Source organism: Micromonospora sp. NPDC048839 (genome assembly GCF_040649915.1).
Classification (GTDB): Bacteria; Actinomycetota; Actinomycetes; order Mycobacteriales; family Micromonosporaceae; genus Micromonospora.
Genome location: NZ_JBEZGL010000018.1, coordinates 81,399 through 97,151, shown reverse-complemented (window position 1 = coordinate 97,151; position 15,753 = coordinate 81,399). Strand labels below are relative to the sequence as shown.

General features: G+C 64.7%; 11 protein-coding genes and 1 pseudogene. 7 read left to right on the top strand and 5 right to left on the bottom strand.

Features of this window, described 5'->3' with window-relative positions:
* The first annotated feature begins 2 nt into the window (after positions 1 to 2).
* Positions 3 to 2,063 carry a hypothetical protein gene (locus tag AB0C25_RS28050; RefSeq protein WP_357310305.1) on the top strand — a complete coding sequence of 687 codons (2,061 nt, stop codon included), beginning with the start codon at positions 3 to 5 and terminating at the stop codon, positions 2,061 to 2,063.
* Between the two features lie 10 nt (positions 2,064 to 2,073).
* On the opposite strand, the gene AB0C25_RS28045 is transcribed toward AB0C25_RS28050, so the two are convergent.
* The gene (locus tag AB0C25_RS28045) at positions 2,074 to 2,349 is read right to left on the bottom strand and encodes a hypothetical protein (RefSeq protein ID WP_357310302.1); all 276 of its coding nucleotides are present in this window, start codon (positions 2,347 to 2,349) and stop codon (positions 2,074 to 2,076) included.
* Positions 2,350 to 2,400: 51 nt separating this feature from the next.
* On the opposite strand from AB0C25_RS28045, the gene AB0C25_RS28040 reads away from it, so the two are divergent.
* The gene (locus AB0C25_RS28040) at positions 2,401 to 2,850 is read left to right on the top strand and encodes an NUDIX hydrolase (RefSeq protein WP_357310300.1); all 450 of its coding nucleotides are present in this window, start codon (positions 2,401 to 2,403) and stop codon (positions 2,848 to 2,850) included.
* Between the two features lie 107 nt (positions 2,851 to 2,957).
* Here AB0C25_RS28040 and AB0C25_RS28035 read toward each other — a convergent pair whose 3' ends face one another.
* Both AB0C25_RS28035 and AB0C25_RS28030 read right to left on the bottom strand, forming a co-directional pair.
* Entirely contained in the window at positions 2,958 to 3,350 is a 393-nt protein-coding gene (locus tag AB0C25_RS28035) for a hypothetical protein (protein WP_357310298.1), read from the bottom strand.
* 35 nt (positions 3,351 to 3,385) lie between these two features.
* Complete coding sequence (locus AB0C25_RS28030) at positions 3,386 to 3,973, bottom strand: hypothetical protein (RefSeq protein WP_357310296.1); 588 nt, start codon at positions 3,971 to 3,973, stop codon at positions 3,386 to 3,388.
* A 131-nt stretch (positions 3,974 to 4,104) separates the two neighbouring features.
* Here AB0C25_RS28030 and AB0C25_RS28025 point away from each other — a divergent pair, with 131 nt between their 5' ends.
* The 3 genes from AB0C25_RS28025 (at position 4,105) to AB0C25_RS28015 (ending at position 8,281) form a co-directional block, all read left to right on the top strand.
* Positions 4,105 to 5,481, top strand: a complete 1,377-nt coding sequence (locus tag AB0C25_RS28025; RefSeq protein WP_357310294.1) for a helix-turn-helix transcriptional regulator — start codon at positions 4,105 to 4,107, stop codon at positions 5,479 to 5,481.
* A gap of 446 nt (positions 5,482 to 5,927) precedes the next feature.
* Positions 5,928 to 7,382, top strand: coding sequence for an AAA family ATPase (locus AB0C25_RS28020; RefSeq protein WP_357310291.1), 1,455 nt, complete (start codon positions 5,928 to 5,930; stop codon positions 7,380 to 7,382).
* Positions 7,382 to 8,281 carry an HNH endonuclease signature motif containing protein gene (locus AB0C25_RS28015; protein WP_357310289.1) on the top strand — a complete coding sequence of 300 codons (900 nt, stop codon included), beginning with the start codon at positions 7,382 to 7,384 and terminating at the stop codon, positions 8,279 to 8,281. Before AB0C25_RS28020 ends, AB0C25_RS28015 begins: the two co-directional genes overlap by 1 nt.
* A gap of 265 nt (positions 8,282 to 8,546) precedes the next feature.
* Here AB0C25_RS28015 and AB0C25_RS28010 read toward each other — a convergent pair whose 3' ends face one another.
* Positions 8,547 to 11,666 carry an SNF2-related protein gene (locus tag AB0C25_RS28010; protein WP_357377106.1) on the bottom strand — a complete coding sequence of 1,040 codons (3,120 nt, stop codon included), beginning with the start codon at positions 11,664 to 11,666 and terminating at the stop codon, positions 8,547 to 8,549.
* Between the two features lie 11 nt (positions 11,667 to 11,677).
* Positions 11,678 to 13,291: a hypothetical protein gene (locus AB0C25_RS28005; RefSeq protein ID WP_357310285.1), complete on the bottom strand. Its 1,614-nt coding sequence runs from the start codon at positions 13,289 to 13,291 to the stop codon at positions 11,678 to 11,680.
* A gap of 252 nt (positions 13,292 to 13,543) precedes the next feature.
* On the opposite strand from AB0C25_RS28005, the pseudogene AB0C25_RS28000 reads away from it, so the two are divergent.
* A pseudogene (locus AB0C25_RS28000) lies at positions 13,544 to 14,420 on the top strand (IS5 family transposase).
* Positions 14,421 to 14,963: 543 nt separating this feature from the next.
* Positions 14,964 to 15,710 carry an ABC transporter ATP-binding protein gene (locus AB0C25_RS27995; RefSeq protein WP_357310282.1) on the top strand — a complete coding sequence of 249 codons (747 nt, stop codon included), beginning with the start codon at positions 14,964 to 14,966 and terminating at the stop codon, positions 15,708 to 15,710.
* The last annotated feature ends 43 nt before the right edge of the window (positions 15,711 to 15,753 follow it).

The following is a 15,753-nucleotide window of genomic DNA, read 5'->3' as shown; positions in this document are numbered from 1 at the left end:
GGATGACCACGGTGGAAAACGCCCTCGCGGAGTGGGCTACGGCCGCGACCCAGGAACAGCTCGATCAAGGCCCGAGCATCTCGGACCTCGGCGGCCTGGACGCCGTGCTGGTGGAAGCACGGTCCCTGGCTAAGGGCCCGCTCTTTCCCTACCTGCTGCAAGCGGTGGCACAGGACGCCTCGCAACCCCCTGCTACCCACACGGAGCCGCTCTTCGCTGCGATCAAGGCCGGGATCCATGAGCCTCACGCAGCCTGGGTCCTAGCCGAAGCCCTCGACGTCCTCTATCAACACCCCGAACTGCTAGGCACGTTCGGCAAGAGCACCGCACAGTCTTTGGCTCGTCATGCCACTGACGCGCTGCAGGGTGGCCTCGACCCGGCGTACGCCCACACTGCGATCGCTGGCCTGCTGCAGCTGTCCATCAGCGAGTACGCAAACCCCCACCAGATCCTGTGGATTCTGACCGAGATCGACGGCACCGAGCCTCCTGAGGCATTGGAGCGCCTGCCCCTGCTCATCGGAGTCGCACACGACCACTACGACGACGAGAATCTTGTCGCGGTGTTGCAGACCCTTGAGACACATCTTGATCTACCACCAGCCACCCGCAACGACGCTCGGTACGAATTGGCCGTGATTGCCCTGCGGGCCGGCCTGCAAGCATCTGACCGAGCCGAAGTTACGCGGCTGCTCCGTGACGCAGCGATGCTCATGCACAGGGTAGACGGCGCCCAGGAGGCGCGCCTCGACGCGCGCGCCTACGCCCACGCCGTCGACGCCGTGCTGCTGTTCACGGGTCTTACCTCGGGACCGGACCCCGCAATCCGTGACCGCATCGCTGCCGCAGCCGACTCCCTCGGCGCCGTGGTCATGCAGCGCGGCGCCTGGTCCAGCCGCATGCATCAACCGCGTTGGCTCGAAGCACGAGGCCAGACCGAAGCCGCCTGGGCCCGGCTCGTGACAACCCTGACTACCACCGCCACTCACCTGCATGAGCCGAGCTGGTACGACGCCAGTGCCGTGCTGACCAGCGTGTTGCAGGTCTACGAAGCCAGCAGGGCTGTCCACACGCCCGCAGGCGCAGGAGGGCTTGAGCGCCTGGTGTCCCCCTCAGTGGAGGCCGCTTTCATTCACGAGATGGGTCTACTCCATCACCTCGAGCAAGCGCTCAAGGTCGATCCAGTTATGGCCGCACATCCTGACGCCAACCACCTACACGCCGCCATTGGCGTTCGCCGAGCAGCCCTCGGCGCTGGATCACCAGCGGAGCCGCCGGGAAAATCGTCGGCTGGGCAGCCGGTCCTGGAGCTGCTCGAAGCCGTCGAGGACCCTGACCTTCAGGAGCACCTCCGCAAGATGGTGCTTGACCACGAGCGCGGCTACGCCCTCACAGGGAACGTCCTACTTGATCAGAAGCTCGAGCGCGTCCTCGAAGAATTGGGCGGCAGTTCTGGCTGGAATCACCCAGTAAGCGCTCATTTCACCACACTTCTAAGCCACGTCCTGCAGTTCGTTCACCATCGCTTCGACGCCCAGGCTGACTACCTGGGCTCCGTGACCGCGTACCTCGGTCCTCCCCCGTCGGGGAAGCAGTGGCCGGAAAAGGCTCTGCAGAACGACTGCCTTCAGCACCTGATCTCCAGACTTCCCAACGGGACGGTGCATCGCGAGGTGGTCGACGTTGCCTCCGGGCGTACTGACATCACCTACACCCCGTCGCCGGGAATGCGGTTCAACGTCGAGGTCAAGCGCCACACCAGCGGCTGGACCGCACCAAGCCTGGAAGACAAGTACATCGCCCAGGCAGTCAACTACACCGCCACCACACCACCTTTCGGCATCCTGCTGATCGGGGACCACAGCAACCACGCGAGCGGCTACACGAGCTTCGACGACAGCGTGTGGGTGGCCTCGCGATCCCGAACTCCCACCGAAACGCCCCGGCTGATCGTCGTGGGCGTACTCCCAATAGGTCGTCCCACGCCCTCCGCCCTACGCTGGAACCTGTCCGACGGCTTGCAGGACCAAAGCCCCGTTGCAACCGCAGCCGAACAGGGCTAGATGCCGAACGTCAGGGCGCCGATTCGGCGCGCCGAAGATCCGGCACGAGTTCGTGATCATCGCTGATCTTGTAGATTTTGGCGAGGTAGGGCTGACCGCTACGGAGGCGCTCGATCGCACTCATAGCCAGCACGGCACTCCAGCCTAATGCGAGGGCCTGCTCGGGATCACGGCCGCCGACTCCGTCCGGTCGCAGTGCGGGCGTCTCGCGCTCTCCCCGCCACTCAAGGTAGGTGGTGAGCGTAGCGAGGCTGACATGCACGGCGCCGCTGAGTTGCCGGTGCAAGCCGTAGATGGCTCCAGTACCGCCGTCGAACCAGTCTGAGACGGCGAGGATGTGGACCTGCGGCTCGCCTGGGTGGCAGAAAAGGAACTGCCGCGGCTGATCGAGAAGGTGCCTGTGCCCGCGTCGTTGGTGGTCGTCACCCACGGGGACGCGGTCCTGATGATGTTCGACAGCTGGCGAAAGCAGTGGGAGCTTCCCGGGGGTATGCGGGAGTCGGGTGAGAGCGCACGCCAGGCCGCGGGACGGGAACTACGTGAGGGGACTGGCCTTGACGTGTCGGACCTTACCTTCGCCGGCGTGGCGGAGTTCGGCCTTACCAAGCCGAAACGCCGGGAAATCCTCGCTGTGTATCAGGTCCAGTTAGAGGCTCCGCCCCGGTTGACGGTGAACGATGAGGCGCTGGGTTTCCGGTGGTGGCCGCCGTCGGAACCGGTGGGCGACGACATGAGCCCGTTGGACGCGGAGATCGCCAGGCGGGTTGTCCGCTGGTCGACTACCTGAAAGGGCGCACGGCCAGGATGATGTGGTGAAGGCGGTGTGCGGCCGGTACCGCACGGATGCGGGTCAAGGCATCCCCGTATGCCTCTTCTACTTGAGGTCCGGCGTTTTCAGGCGCGGCCGGAGAGATCTATGGCGGCTCGCAGGTCGACCGGTCGGGCCGTGATCGTGATTGTCGCCGTGGCGGCGTTGACCCGGGCCGGACGGTCGTAGCGGTCGAAGGTGACCATCCATCGTTGCCAGGCCGGTCCGGAGAACCGGGCCATCGTCTTCGGGTAGATCGGCTCGGCGTCGCCGGTGGTGACGTGTATCGAGAGGTTGTCGGTCTGCGGGTCTTTCCATGGCCCTGTTTGCAGGGCGCCGGTGGCGTCCTCGTCGACCACCTCGACGACGAGCGACAGCCCGTGAGGGCCGTCGACGACACCCCAGTGCAGCAGGGCGAGACCGGCGGCCCGGCTGAGCACGGCCGGCGGGCGCAGGAGGCGGGGGTCTGCGATGGTCATGTTGTCACGCTAGCCGTCCGCCTCCTGCCGCACGGTCACATCGAGCAGCGCAGGATGGGTTCGGTCGTGCTGAGCACGTTGCCGATGTAGATGTTTCGGGCGTACACGTCGGTCGACAGCCGGTACTTGCGGCGGTCGGAGTTGTCGCAGCCGAGGCCCCCGAAGGCGTTCGCGACCCGGGCCATGCGCCACTGCGAGTCGACCGACCCTTCGTCCTGGAAAATGATGCACCAGATGTCGGAGCAGGTGCTCTGCAACTCGACCACGATCCGGTGTGGCCAGTCGCGGGCGTTGTCGCAGGTCTGCGCCCCACCGAACTCCAGCGTCGACGAGCCGAGCATCCGCGGGTCGGTGAAGTTCCCGTAGCAGTAGGACACCGGGTAGTTCGGCGTCATCCCGGACTCGGTGGCCTGCTGGATGCGCCACTGGCCGGTGTCCTTGTCGACGGTCAGGGCCAGACCGGCCTGGGCTGCGGCGTCGCTGGTCGTGGCGGTCCAGGCGGTGCCGGTCGGCTCGGCGGGTGCCGGATCCGGAGCGGCTGCCTGGGCAGAGGATGCCGCGAGCAGGACGGCAGCGGCCATGATCGGTGCCACCGCGAGCCGAACGAGAGAGAGTCTTTGCACGTGCTGCCTCCTTGTAGCGGGCTAACCCAGGCCGTCTGGCCGATACACACAGCGTTACCGCCGGGCTGACGGTTGAGAAGGGAGCCGGTGTTGCGGCAACATCGACGTCTTCGGATCGAAAGGTCGGTCGTATGGAGGCAGACAGCGACGCCGTGCGCCACGTGTTCGGCGTGGTCCTGCATCACCTGCGCACCGAAGCAGGCATGAGCCTGCGCGCCCTGGCCGCGCAGGCCCGCTACGACTACACCCGGCTCAGCCGCGCCGAGCACGGCGAACATCTGCCCGCCACCGAATGGGTCCAAGGCATCGACACCGCCCTGAACGCCGGCGGCCTTCTGAAGCTGTTGCGCTCCCTGGCCCCGGCCGACGGGGCGCCAGCGAAGAGACGCACGATCCTTCCGCTGGCTGGCCTGCACACCGATGATGGCGATAGCGTGACCTTGGAGTTGCAGACACCGGACGGGAGGACGGTGCTGGTGAAGCTGTCCCGACGCCAGCTCGGTGAACTCATGGCCAGTGGCCTGCTCCGCACTGTCCTGCCCGGAGGCGTGACCGATCCTGATCAAGCCGACCGCGTCGTCAAGGTTCTCGCCGGCGAAAACGCGGTGGATTCACAGGCGCTCGACTACTTCGGGCGGCTGCTGAACGAACACTTCACCGCGGACAAGATGCTCGGCCCCCGGCAGCTCATCGGAACGACCCTCGCCCAGATCCGAGTCCTTGACCGGCTGCGGCGCACCGCCCCACCCGACACCACCGCACCCGTGCTACGACTGCTCGCACAGTACGGCGAGTTCGCCGGCTGGCTGCACCAGGACCTCGGTGACACCACCGCAGCCCGCTACTGGTCAGACCGCGCAAGCCAGTGGGCGCAGGCCACAGGCGACTACGCCACGGTGGCGTACCTGATGATCCGCAAGTCGAACATCGCGCTACTCGACAACGATGCTCGTGACGTGATCGAACTCGCGGCCGGCGCCCGGAGGGTGCCCGGAGCGACAAGCCCTCGCCTGCAGGCGCTGGCCGCGCAGCAGGAAGCCCGCGGATGGGCGCTCTACGGCGACGCCACCCGATTCCAGCGGAAACTCGAAGACGCTTTCACACTCCTCCACGACCATCCCGACGACGTCGACCCCGACGCGCCGGTCTACCTGCACCAATACAACCTCGACGTGCTGGAAGAACAATCCGCTGGCGGCTACCTGGCCTGCGGACAGGCAGCCACGGCCGTCCGCATCCTCGAAGGCAAGATCGAAGCAACAGGCGAGCACCTGCGCCGGGATCATGGGCATCTACTGGCCAAACTTGCCAACACCGTCCTGGCAACGAAAGAACCGGAACCGGAGCGCGCCGTCGCGCTCGGGATGCGCAGCGCCTCAGCGGCACACCTCACCGGTTCCGCCCGCATCGGCAAAGAACTCCGCACGCTCGACACCGTTCTAGCAGCACGCTTTCCGACCGTGCCGGCCCGCCGCGAACTGCACGAGGCGATCGCCGCGCTCGGCTAACCGCCCGACCCGTCCCCGGCGCAGCGGCCAGAATTGCTACGGCTTCGGACGCCTCACGGTGTAGTCCCGGGTTGGTCGAGCCACTGGGCACCAGGCCGTACCACCGTTGGGCGCTGGGACCGGCAGGGCCCGCCCGCATTCTCAGGCAACGGGGCTCGATCGCTCATAGCCAACGGCTTCGCCGGTAGGTGCGACACGCGGTTGCGCCACATGGACTCGCTGCCGGCATGCCCGCCCGCCCGCTCGTGGTTGGTCTCGACGCGGTCCGGACTGAGAATCCAGACCAAGCTCACTCACGGCACGGGCAGGCGCGAGGACAGCCGGAAGAAGCTGGGCGAGGACCGCGATTGCAGTGTTTGGCGGCCCAACACAACCGACCGAACGTAACTGTGCCATGCGCCGTCCGGCCGTCGCGACTCTTGCTGGTTGATCGCTACGGTGCTGTCATGCAATTCACCGTCCTCCCGGTTCGCGGGCAGCCACCTGCCGGCGCGCGTGGCGCCTTCCTTGAGAGGGACAATTGGGACGATTACTCGTTCCGGACGACCTTCCGACTTCACTACGCAGACGAGAACGGCGCGCGATACGTCGGCCAAGTAAAAATCGCTCGGTTTGGTATGCAGGAGCTGGAGACCACGAGCCTGGAGGATCGCTTCCAGGTGCTTGGCGAGAACTTCTTCTCGCTTGGTCAGGACGACTCCTATTACGAGCAGCTGCAGCTCCTGGGTGACGATGCCCGCGAGGCGATACTCGAAGCCTTACGGGATGTGGCTTACGACTTAATCCTGTTCCAGCGGGCTTGGCACGAGCAAGCGATGCAGACCTCCCTTCTTCGGGCAGTCGACGAAACCACAGTTAGAGGGCAGTACCATCGGATCGCGACAGGTGGACAGGTGCAGGTCGAATACCAGTTCACCTATCAGTCACCCGGCATGGCATTGCCTTTTGAGGTGAAGCCAGGCTCGCGTCCACCTACGAACATTCATGCCCTCATCGGCGCCAACGGTGTCGGCAAGACGCGCCTACTGAACAGTCTCACGCACCTGATCGTCGATGAGGCGCCCGAAGACGAGGGTTCCGGCCTCCTTACCCTAATGGCGACGAGCGACGGAACCTTCTTTGCCAACGTCATCTCGATTAGCTTCAGCGCGTTCGACTCGATTACACCAGTCCAGGCAAGCGGGCCGATCAAACACACCTATGTCACCCTTAACACCGAGGTAGCGCCAGCGACACGTGGCCTCGGTGCGGACTTCGTGGTAACTGCGTCTAGCCTTACCGGTGCCCGTCGCAGGCGCTGGCTACGCGCCTTGGCCACACTGGAGACCGACCCACTTTTCAGAGACATCCACACCTCGATAACGGGTGATAGCCCCGGTGACGGATCGGCGGCAGCAGTTGTCTTCGATAACCTGAGCTCGGGACACAAGATCGTTTTGCTGGCCGTCACACGGCTCGCCGAGCTTGTGACGGAACGGACGCTGGTGCTCATTGACGAACCCGAGACACACCTGCACCCACCGTTGCTTGCCGCGTTTATTCGAGCGCTCTCCGACCTCCTGATAAATCGAAATGGTGTGGCGATCATCGCCACACACTCACCAGTCGTTCTACAAGAAACTCCACGTAGTTGCGTATCCATTTTGAGACGATTTGGCAACGCGACGCAGGCACTGAGGCCAGAGATAGAAACCTTTGGTGAGAATGTGGGAACGCTGACCCGCGAGGTCTTCGGGCTGGAGGTCACGAGGTCCGGATTTCACCGCGAGTTAAGCGAGGCAGTCGCGGATGGCCGATCCTACGAAGAGGTGGTCCGTGACTTCGGCGGCCAACTCGGCGGCGAGGCTAAAGCGATTGTCCGCGCCCTAGTCGCGGTGCGGGATCGCGAGGGTCGACAGTAATGTGGCCCGTCCGGAAGCCGACAATAAGCGCACGGGACTCCTACGTGACCTGCATTAGCAGGAGCAGACAGCCGGACAGAGCTTGGTTGGAGGGCTTCGCGGAGCGCGTTACCGAGGCAGCAACACAATTCGAGGCCGCAGTCCAAGCGAATTCCCTACACGTCTTGGACGACAAGGATTTCAAACCGCCATATCCTCCGGCGAGCCACACAGGCCCATGCGACAAGGCCTGCCAAGGGTTCTGCAAGAGGGATTGCGACAAACTCGTCAAGGTTTACACTGACCGGATGGCCAAAACCGGTGCTCCCGGGCGGGAGATTTACGAGACACTGAGAATGGCAGCCCACAGGTGCCCGTTATGCGGTCACCGGGACGTAACGACCCTCGACCATCACCTACCAAAGTCCCGGTACCCATTCCTAGCGGTGACACCCGCCAACCTGATCCCTGCCTGCATCGAATGCAACACGACAAAGACCGACACCACTCCAGCGATTGATGTGGCGCACACGCTCCACCCGTACTTCGACAATATAGACGAAGACGAGTGGTTGCAGGCAGAGGTCCTCGAAGGCTCCCCGGCCGCGCTCAGATTTCTCGTCTCCCCACCAGAGAAATGGTCGCAACTCATGGCAACACGGGCGCGCTGCCACTTCACGGAGTTCGACCTCGACAGGCTATATGCGGTACAGGCCGCTGATGAGCTGGCCGCGATTGCCGGAGCGCTTCAGGTTCAGTTTGATGCAGCGGGGCAGGCGGGCGTGGAGTCTTACCTGCTCGATCAGGCAGATAGCCGTAGCGCCACTCGCCGAAACCACTGGACGACTGCGATGTATCGCGCGCTAGCAAGAAGCCCATGGTACTGCGCGGGCGGTTTCGCCCTGGAACTAACTACCTAGCCAGGCGACTCAACCGCTCCCGCCCCAGAATCGTCTGAGCTGCCGCCCCCACCAGCCGGCGACGCTGTCGACGCTGCTACAGCACCGTGTGCACACCGTCGCTCAGCGCCTCCTGCAGGGCCGTATCGGCGCGCTCGCGGGCGGCGACGAACTCGCTGCTCCTTCCGCGGCGGCGGCCGAGGCTTCTTGGGTGGCGGCTCGATTTCAGGCATGGCACTGGGCGGTAATGCGCAAGGAGCCAGCGGCACTGCCCGGGTGTTCTCCTTTACACGGCGCCGGGGTGCTGGCGGAGCATGGCGAACCAGACCAGGAGTTGGATTCGGGCCTCGGCTTCGTCAGCTGAGATATTCAGACGGGCTGCGGTCTGCTGGCGGGCTCGGCCGGTCAAACGCAGCAATAGCTGTTGGAATGGCAACGGGTCTGCGACCGGGTCGAGTAACTGCTCCGGTCTGGGTGGCGCCCAGCCGCTTAGGTCAAGGTGGGCGCGGCGCAGGCACCGGTCTTGGTCGAAGTCTGCTTGGGCGTCGGGCCGGTCTTCGAGGTGGCAGTAGACGATGTCAGATGAGTCGTCGTCGCTGTGGATCCGGAAGCAGAAGATCGCGCCCTGTTGGTGGTGTCGTTCGGGGTGGATGGCTCCGGCTGGCAGTGGAAGCGCGTTGAGTGCCTCAATGGTTCCGGGAAGGCGCAGGGCGTTACCGAGGATGGCCCGTTGGTGCTCGCGCTCGGTAACGGTGGTGGCGCGAGGGTGGTCGAGCCCGTCGAGGGCGGTTGCGAAGTCCAGGGGTGTCGCGTGGGTGCCGGGGAGGATTGCCGAGGGCACGCCGACGAGTGCTGCGGCAATGGCGATCTTGCCGTGGAGGGTCTTCAAGAGATTGAGGAGAATGTCCAGGCCGGCGTCGGGTAGCAGAGTTACGCAGGCGACGGTTGGGCGTTCGGCACCGTGCCGGTCGACTCGCCCAATGCGTTGTTCCAGCGCCTGCGGGTTCCAGGGCAAGTCGTAGTTGATCACGATGGAGGCTTGCTGCAGGTTGTGACCCTCGCTGAGGACGTCGGTGCCGATCAACATGTCGTAGAGGTTGGGCGAGTGGTGTTGGCGCACGCTGCGCCTCGGGCGGGCGGCCGTGCGGGGGGCAAAGCGCGCGACGAGGTCGAGCAGTTCGTTGGTGCTCAGTGGAGGCAGGGGCGCCGCGTTAGCGATGTGGTCCTGAAGGTGGCGCAGCCGTGGGTCGAAGGCTACGACGCGCTGGAGACGGTTGTATAGGTCGACGGCGGTGTGCCGAGAGCTGATGAGGACAAGAATTTTCTCGCCCGGCCGGTCGCGGGCAAGCTGGGCTAGCTGGTTGGCGAAGGCCAGGAACTTCGGGTCTTCGCGAGCGGCCAGGCTGGCGTCGGCTGCGAGCCTGCGGAGTATCTCACGGTCATGAGTGAGCGCGGCTCGGAACGCGACAACGTCGAAGTCGGTGGCGGGCAGGACGTGTTGGGCGGCAGGGGGTACCGGATTGTTGAGCAGCAGGCCATCGATGTCGTCGTCCTCGGCGTAGGGCAGGCTGTGCTCTACGTCTTCGTCGATGGGTAGGCCGGTCCCGAGCGCGGCCAGGAGTCGGCGGGCGAGGCTGGGATGCGGCAGGCAGACACGTCCGTTGTCGAGGTCGTAGAGGGCGAGTTCGACGCGGGCGGCCATACGCCGGGCAGTGGTTGCCAGGGCCGCGGGTGAGGATTCCAACCGCTTGAGCAGCATGATCTTGATGAGAGCTGCCATGGGGCCGAGCGGCATGGCCGGCATGTGCTCGTTGGCGTACTGCTGCGGCAGGTACGCGGAGAGGTTGAGTGGCCGAGTTTGTGGTCTCGGGCCGCGCAGCTCCCGGAGTTGGCGGGCCGTTTCGGGGGCCAGGAGGGTCGTTGCGCCGAGTGCGTCCATGACGTCCGCTGTGAGGCGGCGCAGGCGTGGCGTGAGGGTGTACTCGACCCGGAGGTGTTGCCGTTCGGGAAAGGATTTTGCCGACCCCGGGTACTCGCGCTGAATCAGCCACCGGGTCCGCCGGACCATCCGCCGGTCGAGTTCGTCGTGGAAGCTGCGGAGCTTGCCTGAGTCGGGCGTCCAGGTGTGGGCGTCTCGGCACCCGTTCAGTAGAGGCCGTGCGACCGAGCTACGAGCGTGGGCTCGCTGCGGCGCGGTGGCCTTGACGGGCTTCCACTGCGGCTCGAGCGTCTGGTCGGCGAGGCTCAGCAGTTCAAACAGGTCGAGGCCGGTGTTGTTGACCGGGGTGGCGGTGAGCAGCAGGAGCCGTGGCGGCTCGGGCTGCGCGGCGATCACAGTGCGTATGGCGGCGATCCTCTTGACTTTGGGATTGCGCAGCCGGTGGGCCTCGTCGCAGATGATCAGCCCGTAATGGTGGAACTCACCGGCTTCGGCTTCCACCATCCGGGTGAGGCTTTCGTAGCTGACGACGTCGAGAGGCAGCACCCACCGTTGACCGCCCTCTTCCCACCAGCGCTTGAGGCCGGCCGGGCAGACCAGGAGGACCCGCCCAGGATAGGTATTGGTGACGTGTCGAGCGATGGCGAGTGCCTGATCAGTTTTGCCGAGGCCGACGTCGTCGCAGAGCAACGCACCGTTGATCCGGGCGAGGATCGATAGTGCCTTGGCGACGCCGTCGCACTGGTCTTCTCGCAGGTAGCTCCAGGAGGGGGCATTGACCTGGTCGCCGAAGGCCAGTTGCAGCATGCGCAGGTAGATGAGCTGTGGTTGATGGGGCAGGAACTTGACCCGGATTCGGTCGGCCAAGGCGTACTCGGCGGCTTGGGTCCACCACTGGTCGGCCCAATGAACCATCTCGGGCTGCGCGGCTGAGGTCAGAGCACCGAGCCAGCCTCGGTTGCTGGTCAACGCCGCGGCGGCTAGCCGCGCCGATCCGAGCATCCCCGTGTTCTGGTGCGGCAGCACGACACCAGTGGCGTCGAGAACCCGATGCTCCTCGCGGCGACATCGAACCCGTCCAGCATCGAGAAAGCCCACCAGCTCGATCAGCGCGAGCGCTACGGACCTCGACAGTGGCATCTCGTTGATCTCGGCTCGGATCGTCCGATCTGCCGCTGCGAGCAGCGCACCCAAGTCGCTTGGCGTCTGGGTCGGATTGAACGGCACCGTAACGGTGGCGCTCTCATCGTGGGTGACTCCGAGGAGCACCCGTAGTTCGGTGCCTGATTGCGCCAGTCGCCGGAGCGCGGGGAGAAGTAGGAGCAGTCCACGCAGGGTCAAACGCGCGGTGACAATGGTGACCGGTTCGCGGCTGCCGACCTCCTTCGAGAGGGCTTCGACCAGGCCGTCGACGATGCGTTGCTGGTCTTCGTTGACCAGCAACAGCCGTCGCTCGTTCGTCTTCATGTCGTTCCCGGTCAGTGGCGGTCCGTTGGGAAGAGCGCGTTCTCCTCCCACAGCGGCCCGATATCCTCCAGAAGAGTGTCGATGGTGCGGGCGAGCAGAGGTCCCCGTTCCTTGGCAAGCCAGTCAGCAACCTCATCGGGTTTGATGCCCTTCGGAGGGATCGGTAGCTGGTGAGCCGCGCGCACCGCATCGTCGGGCGAAAGTTCGTCGTAGGCATGCCGGGTCCAGCCGTGGTGGGCGGCGATCACCTCGGCGGTCGCGTCAGACATGAACGCATGATGGATCAGCAGTCCACGAACCGCGTTCTCGCAGAGGGGCAGCAGCGACATCCTCCGGTCAGGGAAGGCGACATCTGGATCGCGGAGGTCTCGCACAGTCCCTGCCGTGCCGGTTGCGCTCGCCATGGCGTAAAGACAACCCACGGGCCCCCACCCTTGCCAGGAGCGCGAGGGCACGTGTAGACGTGGCTCCGGGAAAGTGGCGGGCCGGCCGGGCGGCGAAAGGGCCGCCAATCGGGAGCATATGTCCTCGTACGAGCCGCCTTGGGCGATCGCGACAAGGGCGGTCGTGACAATGCTCGGCCTGCTGAATTGCAGTCCTCCTGCCACCGTGTGCACGATCCACCGGAACGCGAAGTCGTCAACCTGGGCATGCTGGAAGCGATCAAAGAGCGCGACGAGCACGTTGAGGACGGAGGGCGACGAGATCAATCCGTCTCTAATGAGACCACGGGCCGCCAAGTACCGAAGCGCGGAATCCGTCGCCGTCTTCAGCCGGTCCGCGGCGTCCTCGACGACCGCTGGTTGCGCAGACACGGCGGCCCTTCCGCTCACTGTCTGAGGAAGCATCCGCTGGAGCATATGATTGAGCCGACGGAGCGATATCGTGGCACTCAGGTCATGTTTCGACGCGGACTCGATCATCGGGTCGATGTAGTCAGGCAGCAGTGGTTCAAAGGAATGGGCAAGAACTGACAGCGCGAGTTCCTCGGGACGAAGCCCGATCTGCGTGGACTTCTTGTTGCGGTTGACGAAGTGCTTGTACGCCTCTTCAAGATCGCTGTGCAGCCACTCGCGCAGCACCTCGACGTCAAGTATATGGCGCACCTTCTCCTGCACCTGCAGGGCGAAACCCATGTCGGTCGGAAGGTTGCCCGCAGCCAAGACACCCTCGATCTCACTTTCAGAAGCTCCGTGCACCGCCCCCAACGACACGTAAGGTCCGTGTTGACGTGGCCGCACTAAAGCTGGCTTTCCGCCTCGGGTGTTCGTGATGCCCATCTGCAGCAAGGGCCCGCCGCATCTCTCCCACTGCTCCGTTGACATCCACGGGGGCTGCAGCCCGAAGGCAGCGGCGATGGCAGTGATGCGTTGCTGTCCATCTACGATCCACAGCGCCGAATTCGGTGCTCGGCGATAGCGTCCGGCGATGCGCTCGCTGTCATCTGTCGGTTGCCAGATGAGGGCGGCACCGATACGTCCACTACCCCACAGCGTTTGCATGAGGACTTCCACCCATCCCCGGTCCCGCGAGAACATTCGCTGGAACTGGGGGACGTCATATACCCCCTGGCGAACCTCTTCCAACAGCTTGCCTACTCTGATGCTGTCGTACGCCTCGCTCATGCCTACCCCCGTGTTGTAGCAACGGCGCAATTTTAGGAGGCGCGGCCCTCAAGCGAGGAGGAACGGCGAATCAGGTATCCGTGACTTTCGGCCATCCCGAAGATTGGAGGCGCGCCAGGCGCTGCGAGCCCTTCTCCTAACGTGAACCTTAAACAGGAACGGGTTCGGGGCTGTCTTCGGTCCAAGGCAATGGCGCTAAGAGCGCGTTTGGTTTGTAGGTCGGTCGGGTGTGTCGCACAGTGGGCCCGGTCGGTGGACGTAGCTCGGTCGGTAGACGGGTATGGATCGAGTGCGGCGGTACCCGTCTGACCTGACCGACGTCGAGCGGGAGATCATCGAGCCGATGCTGCCGTCTCCGCAGTGGATGGGCAGGCCGGAAAAGCAATCCTGTCGGGCCGTCATCGACGCCATCTTGTACGTGGTGCGTACCGGTTGTGCGTGGCGGTACCTGCCGGTCGATTTCCCGCCGTGGCAGACCGTGTACGCGCACTTCACGAGGCTGAACAGTTGGGGCGTGACCGAGCGGATCCTGACCGAACTACGTGAGCAGATCCCGGGTGGCTCACGGCCGTGACCCGGAGCCGACGGCGGGGATCATCGACTCGCAGAGCGTGAAGGGCGCCGACACTGTGCCCCGCGCTACCCGTGGTTACGACGCCGGCAAGAAAATCAACGGCCGGAAACGGTTCATCGTCACCGATACCCTCGGCCTGCTGGTCACCGTCTGGGTCCTGGCCGCGTCCTGGCAGGACCGCGACGGCGCCAAAGGCGCTCTGCTCGCCACCTACGCGGCGACCCCGATCCGGCATGTCTTCGCCGGCTCCGGCTTCGCCGGTCGCGTCGTCGACTGGGCCCGCGACCTGCTGCGCACCACCGTGGAGATCGTCCGTAAACCCGCCGACCAGCAAGGGTTCGTCGTGCACCCGCGCCGCTGGGTCGTGGAGCGGACCCTGGCCTGGATCACCGCCCACCGCCGCCTGGCCCGCGACTACGAAACCCACCGCGCAACGTCAGAGGCCATGATCCGATGGGCCGCCCTCGGCGGCATGCTCCGCCGCCTCACCCGAGGCAAACCCGCCACCCGCCAACAACGCCTCACCTTCAACGCACCCGACTGACACCAATGTGAAACGCGCTCTAACTGAACGGCGTTGGGACTAGCCGACCACAGTCCCTAGTGGAATCAAAGGCTCACGTCGCTGAAGTATTGGCCTCCTTCTTTACTGTTGTTACGCTCAGTTGGTGCGCGCACACAGTCTGGTCGAAGGATCGATTCGGGGAGCTGAGAGGAGCGCGTTTTGCGAGTCAGGACAACTGCCGCAAAGATCAAGCTTGTTGTCGGAGCGGCGGCGCTAGTAGTAGGCGGGCTTGGGCTCGCGGCGCCAGCGCAGGCCGCATTCAGCGATTGCGACGCCAACAAAGTCTGCATGTGGGGGAGTAACGGATTCGTGTTCATGATCGGAGAACGCGACGGCGGCGGCGGCAACGAAAACCTGAGTGGCGACGCGAACAACTCGATGGACAGTTGGGGCAACCGAAGCACGGGAAACGCGCGCGGCCGGCTACGATAACGCGAATAGTTCTGGTTCGTGTCAGACATTCTGGGCCGGATCTAACGACGACAACGTCTCACCGCTCAACAGTGACGAAGTTTCCTCGTGGAAGACCAACGGTGGTTGCTGATTTGTACGACGCCAGTCCAAACGCCCTGCTGAGCATTGCCGACGTCAGCCGGTCGTTTGTATCTCAGGTTGAAACGGTGTGGGCTGTCAGGGAAGTTAGCCTGACGGCCCACGCCGGCCAATTCGTCTGCATCTACGGGTCCAGCGGGTCGGGAAAGACGACGTTAGTCAGCCTGTTGGCGGGCTTGGACGTCGCCGACTCAGGGCTCATCTCGATCGGCGGACTCGATGTCGGTTCGCTTGATGAGACAGGCCGCGCCCGTTTCCGCCTCGAGACCGTCGGCGTCGTGTTCCAGGGTGACAACCTCATCGATGAGTTCTCGGCGGTGGAAAACGTCGCGCTGCCTCTTGAGGTGCGCGGTATAGCTGCGGCCCAGGCGTACGCGGAGGCCAGGTCCCAGCTTTCTCGGGTAGGTCTGGCCCGGCTGGAGGACAGGCTGCCCGGGCAGCTCTCTGGCGGACAGCGTCAGCGAGTCGGCGTCGCCAGGGCGCTGGCCGGCGATCGTCGAATTCTGTTGGCAGACGAACCGACTGGGGCGTTGGATTCCACGAACTCCCGTGAGCTGTTCGAGTTGGTGCGGGGGCTGTGCAGCCAGGGCACACTGGCCATTGTGTGCTCCCACGACATCATGTGCCAGGAGTTCGCCGATACGGTGTACGAGATGGTCGACGGTCGCCTCCACCCGCGAGCCTGCAAACGACCGGAGCCAGACGAGGTGGCCTCGTGGCCTCGATAACGCTGACGGCGCGGATCGCGTGGCGTCTCATGCGTAGCCGGAC

What these genes read in the sequence shown, in the direction of transcription:
- AB0C25_RS28035 (WP_357310298.1), bottom strand. Translation starts at nt 3,350, where the DNA reads ATGACCATCGCAGACCCCCGCCTCCTGCGCCCGCCGGCCGTGCTCAGC.
- AB0C25_RS28010 (WP_357377106.1), bottom strand. Translation starts at nt 11,666, where the DNA reads ATGAAGACGAACGAGCGACGGCTGTTGCTGGTCAACGAAGACCAGCAA.
- AB0C25_RS28005 (WP_357310285.1), bottom strand. Translation starts at nt 13,291, where the DNA reads ATGAGCGAGGCGTACGACAGCATCAGAGTAGGCAAGCTGTTGGAAGAG.
- AB0C25_RS28020 (WP_357310291.1), top strand. Translation starts at nt 5,928, where the DNA reads ATGCAATTCACCGTCCTCCCGGTTCGCGGGCAGCCACCTGCCGGCGCG.
- AB0C25_RS28015 (WP_357310289.1), top strand. Translation starts at nt 7,382, where the DNA reads ATGTGGCCCGTCCGGAAGCCGACAATAAGCGCACGGGACTCCTACGTG.
- AB0C25_RS28050 (WP_357310305.1), top strand. Translation starts at nt 3, where the DNA reads ATGACCACGGTGGAAAACGCCCTCGCGGAGTGGGCTACGGCCGCGACC.
- AB0C25_RS28025 (WP_357310294.1), top strand. Translation starts at nt 4,105, where the DNA reads ATGGAGGCAGACAGCGACGCCGTGCGCCACGTGTTCGGCGTGGTCCTG.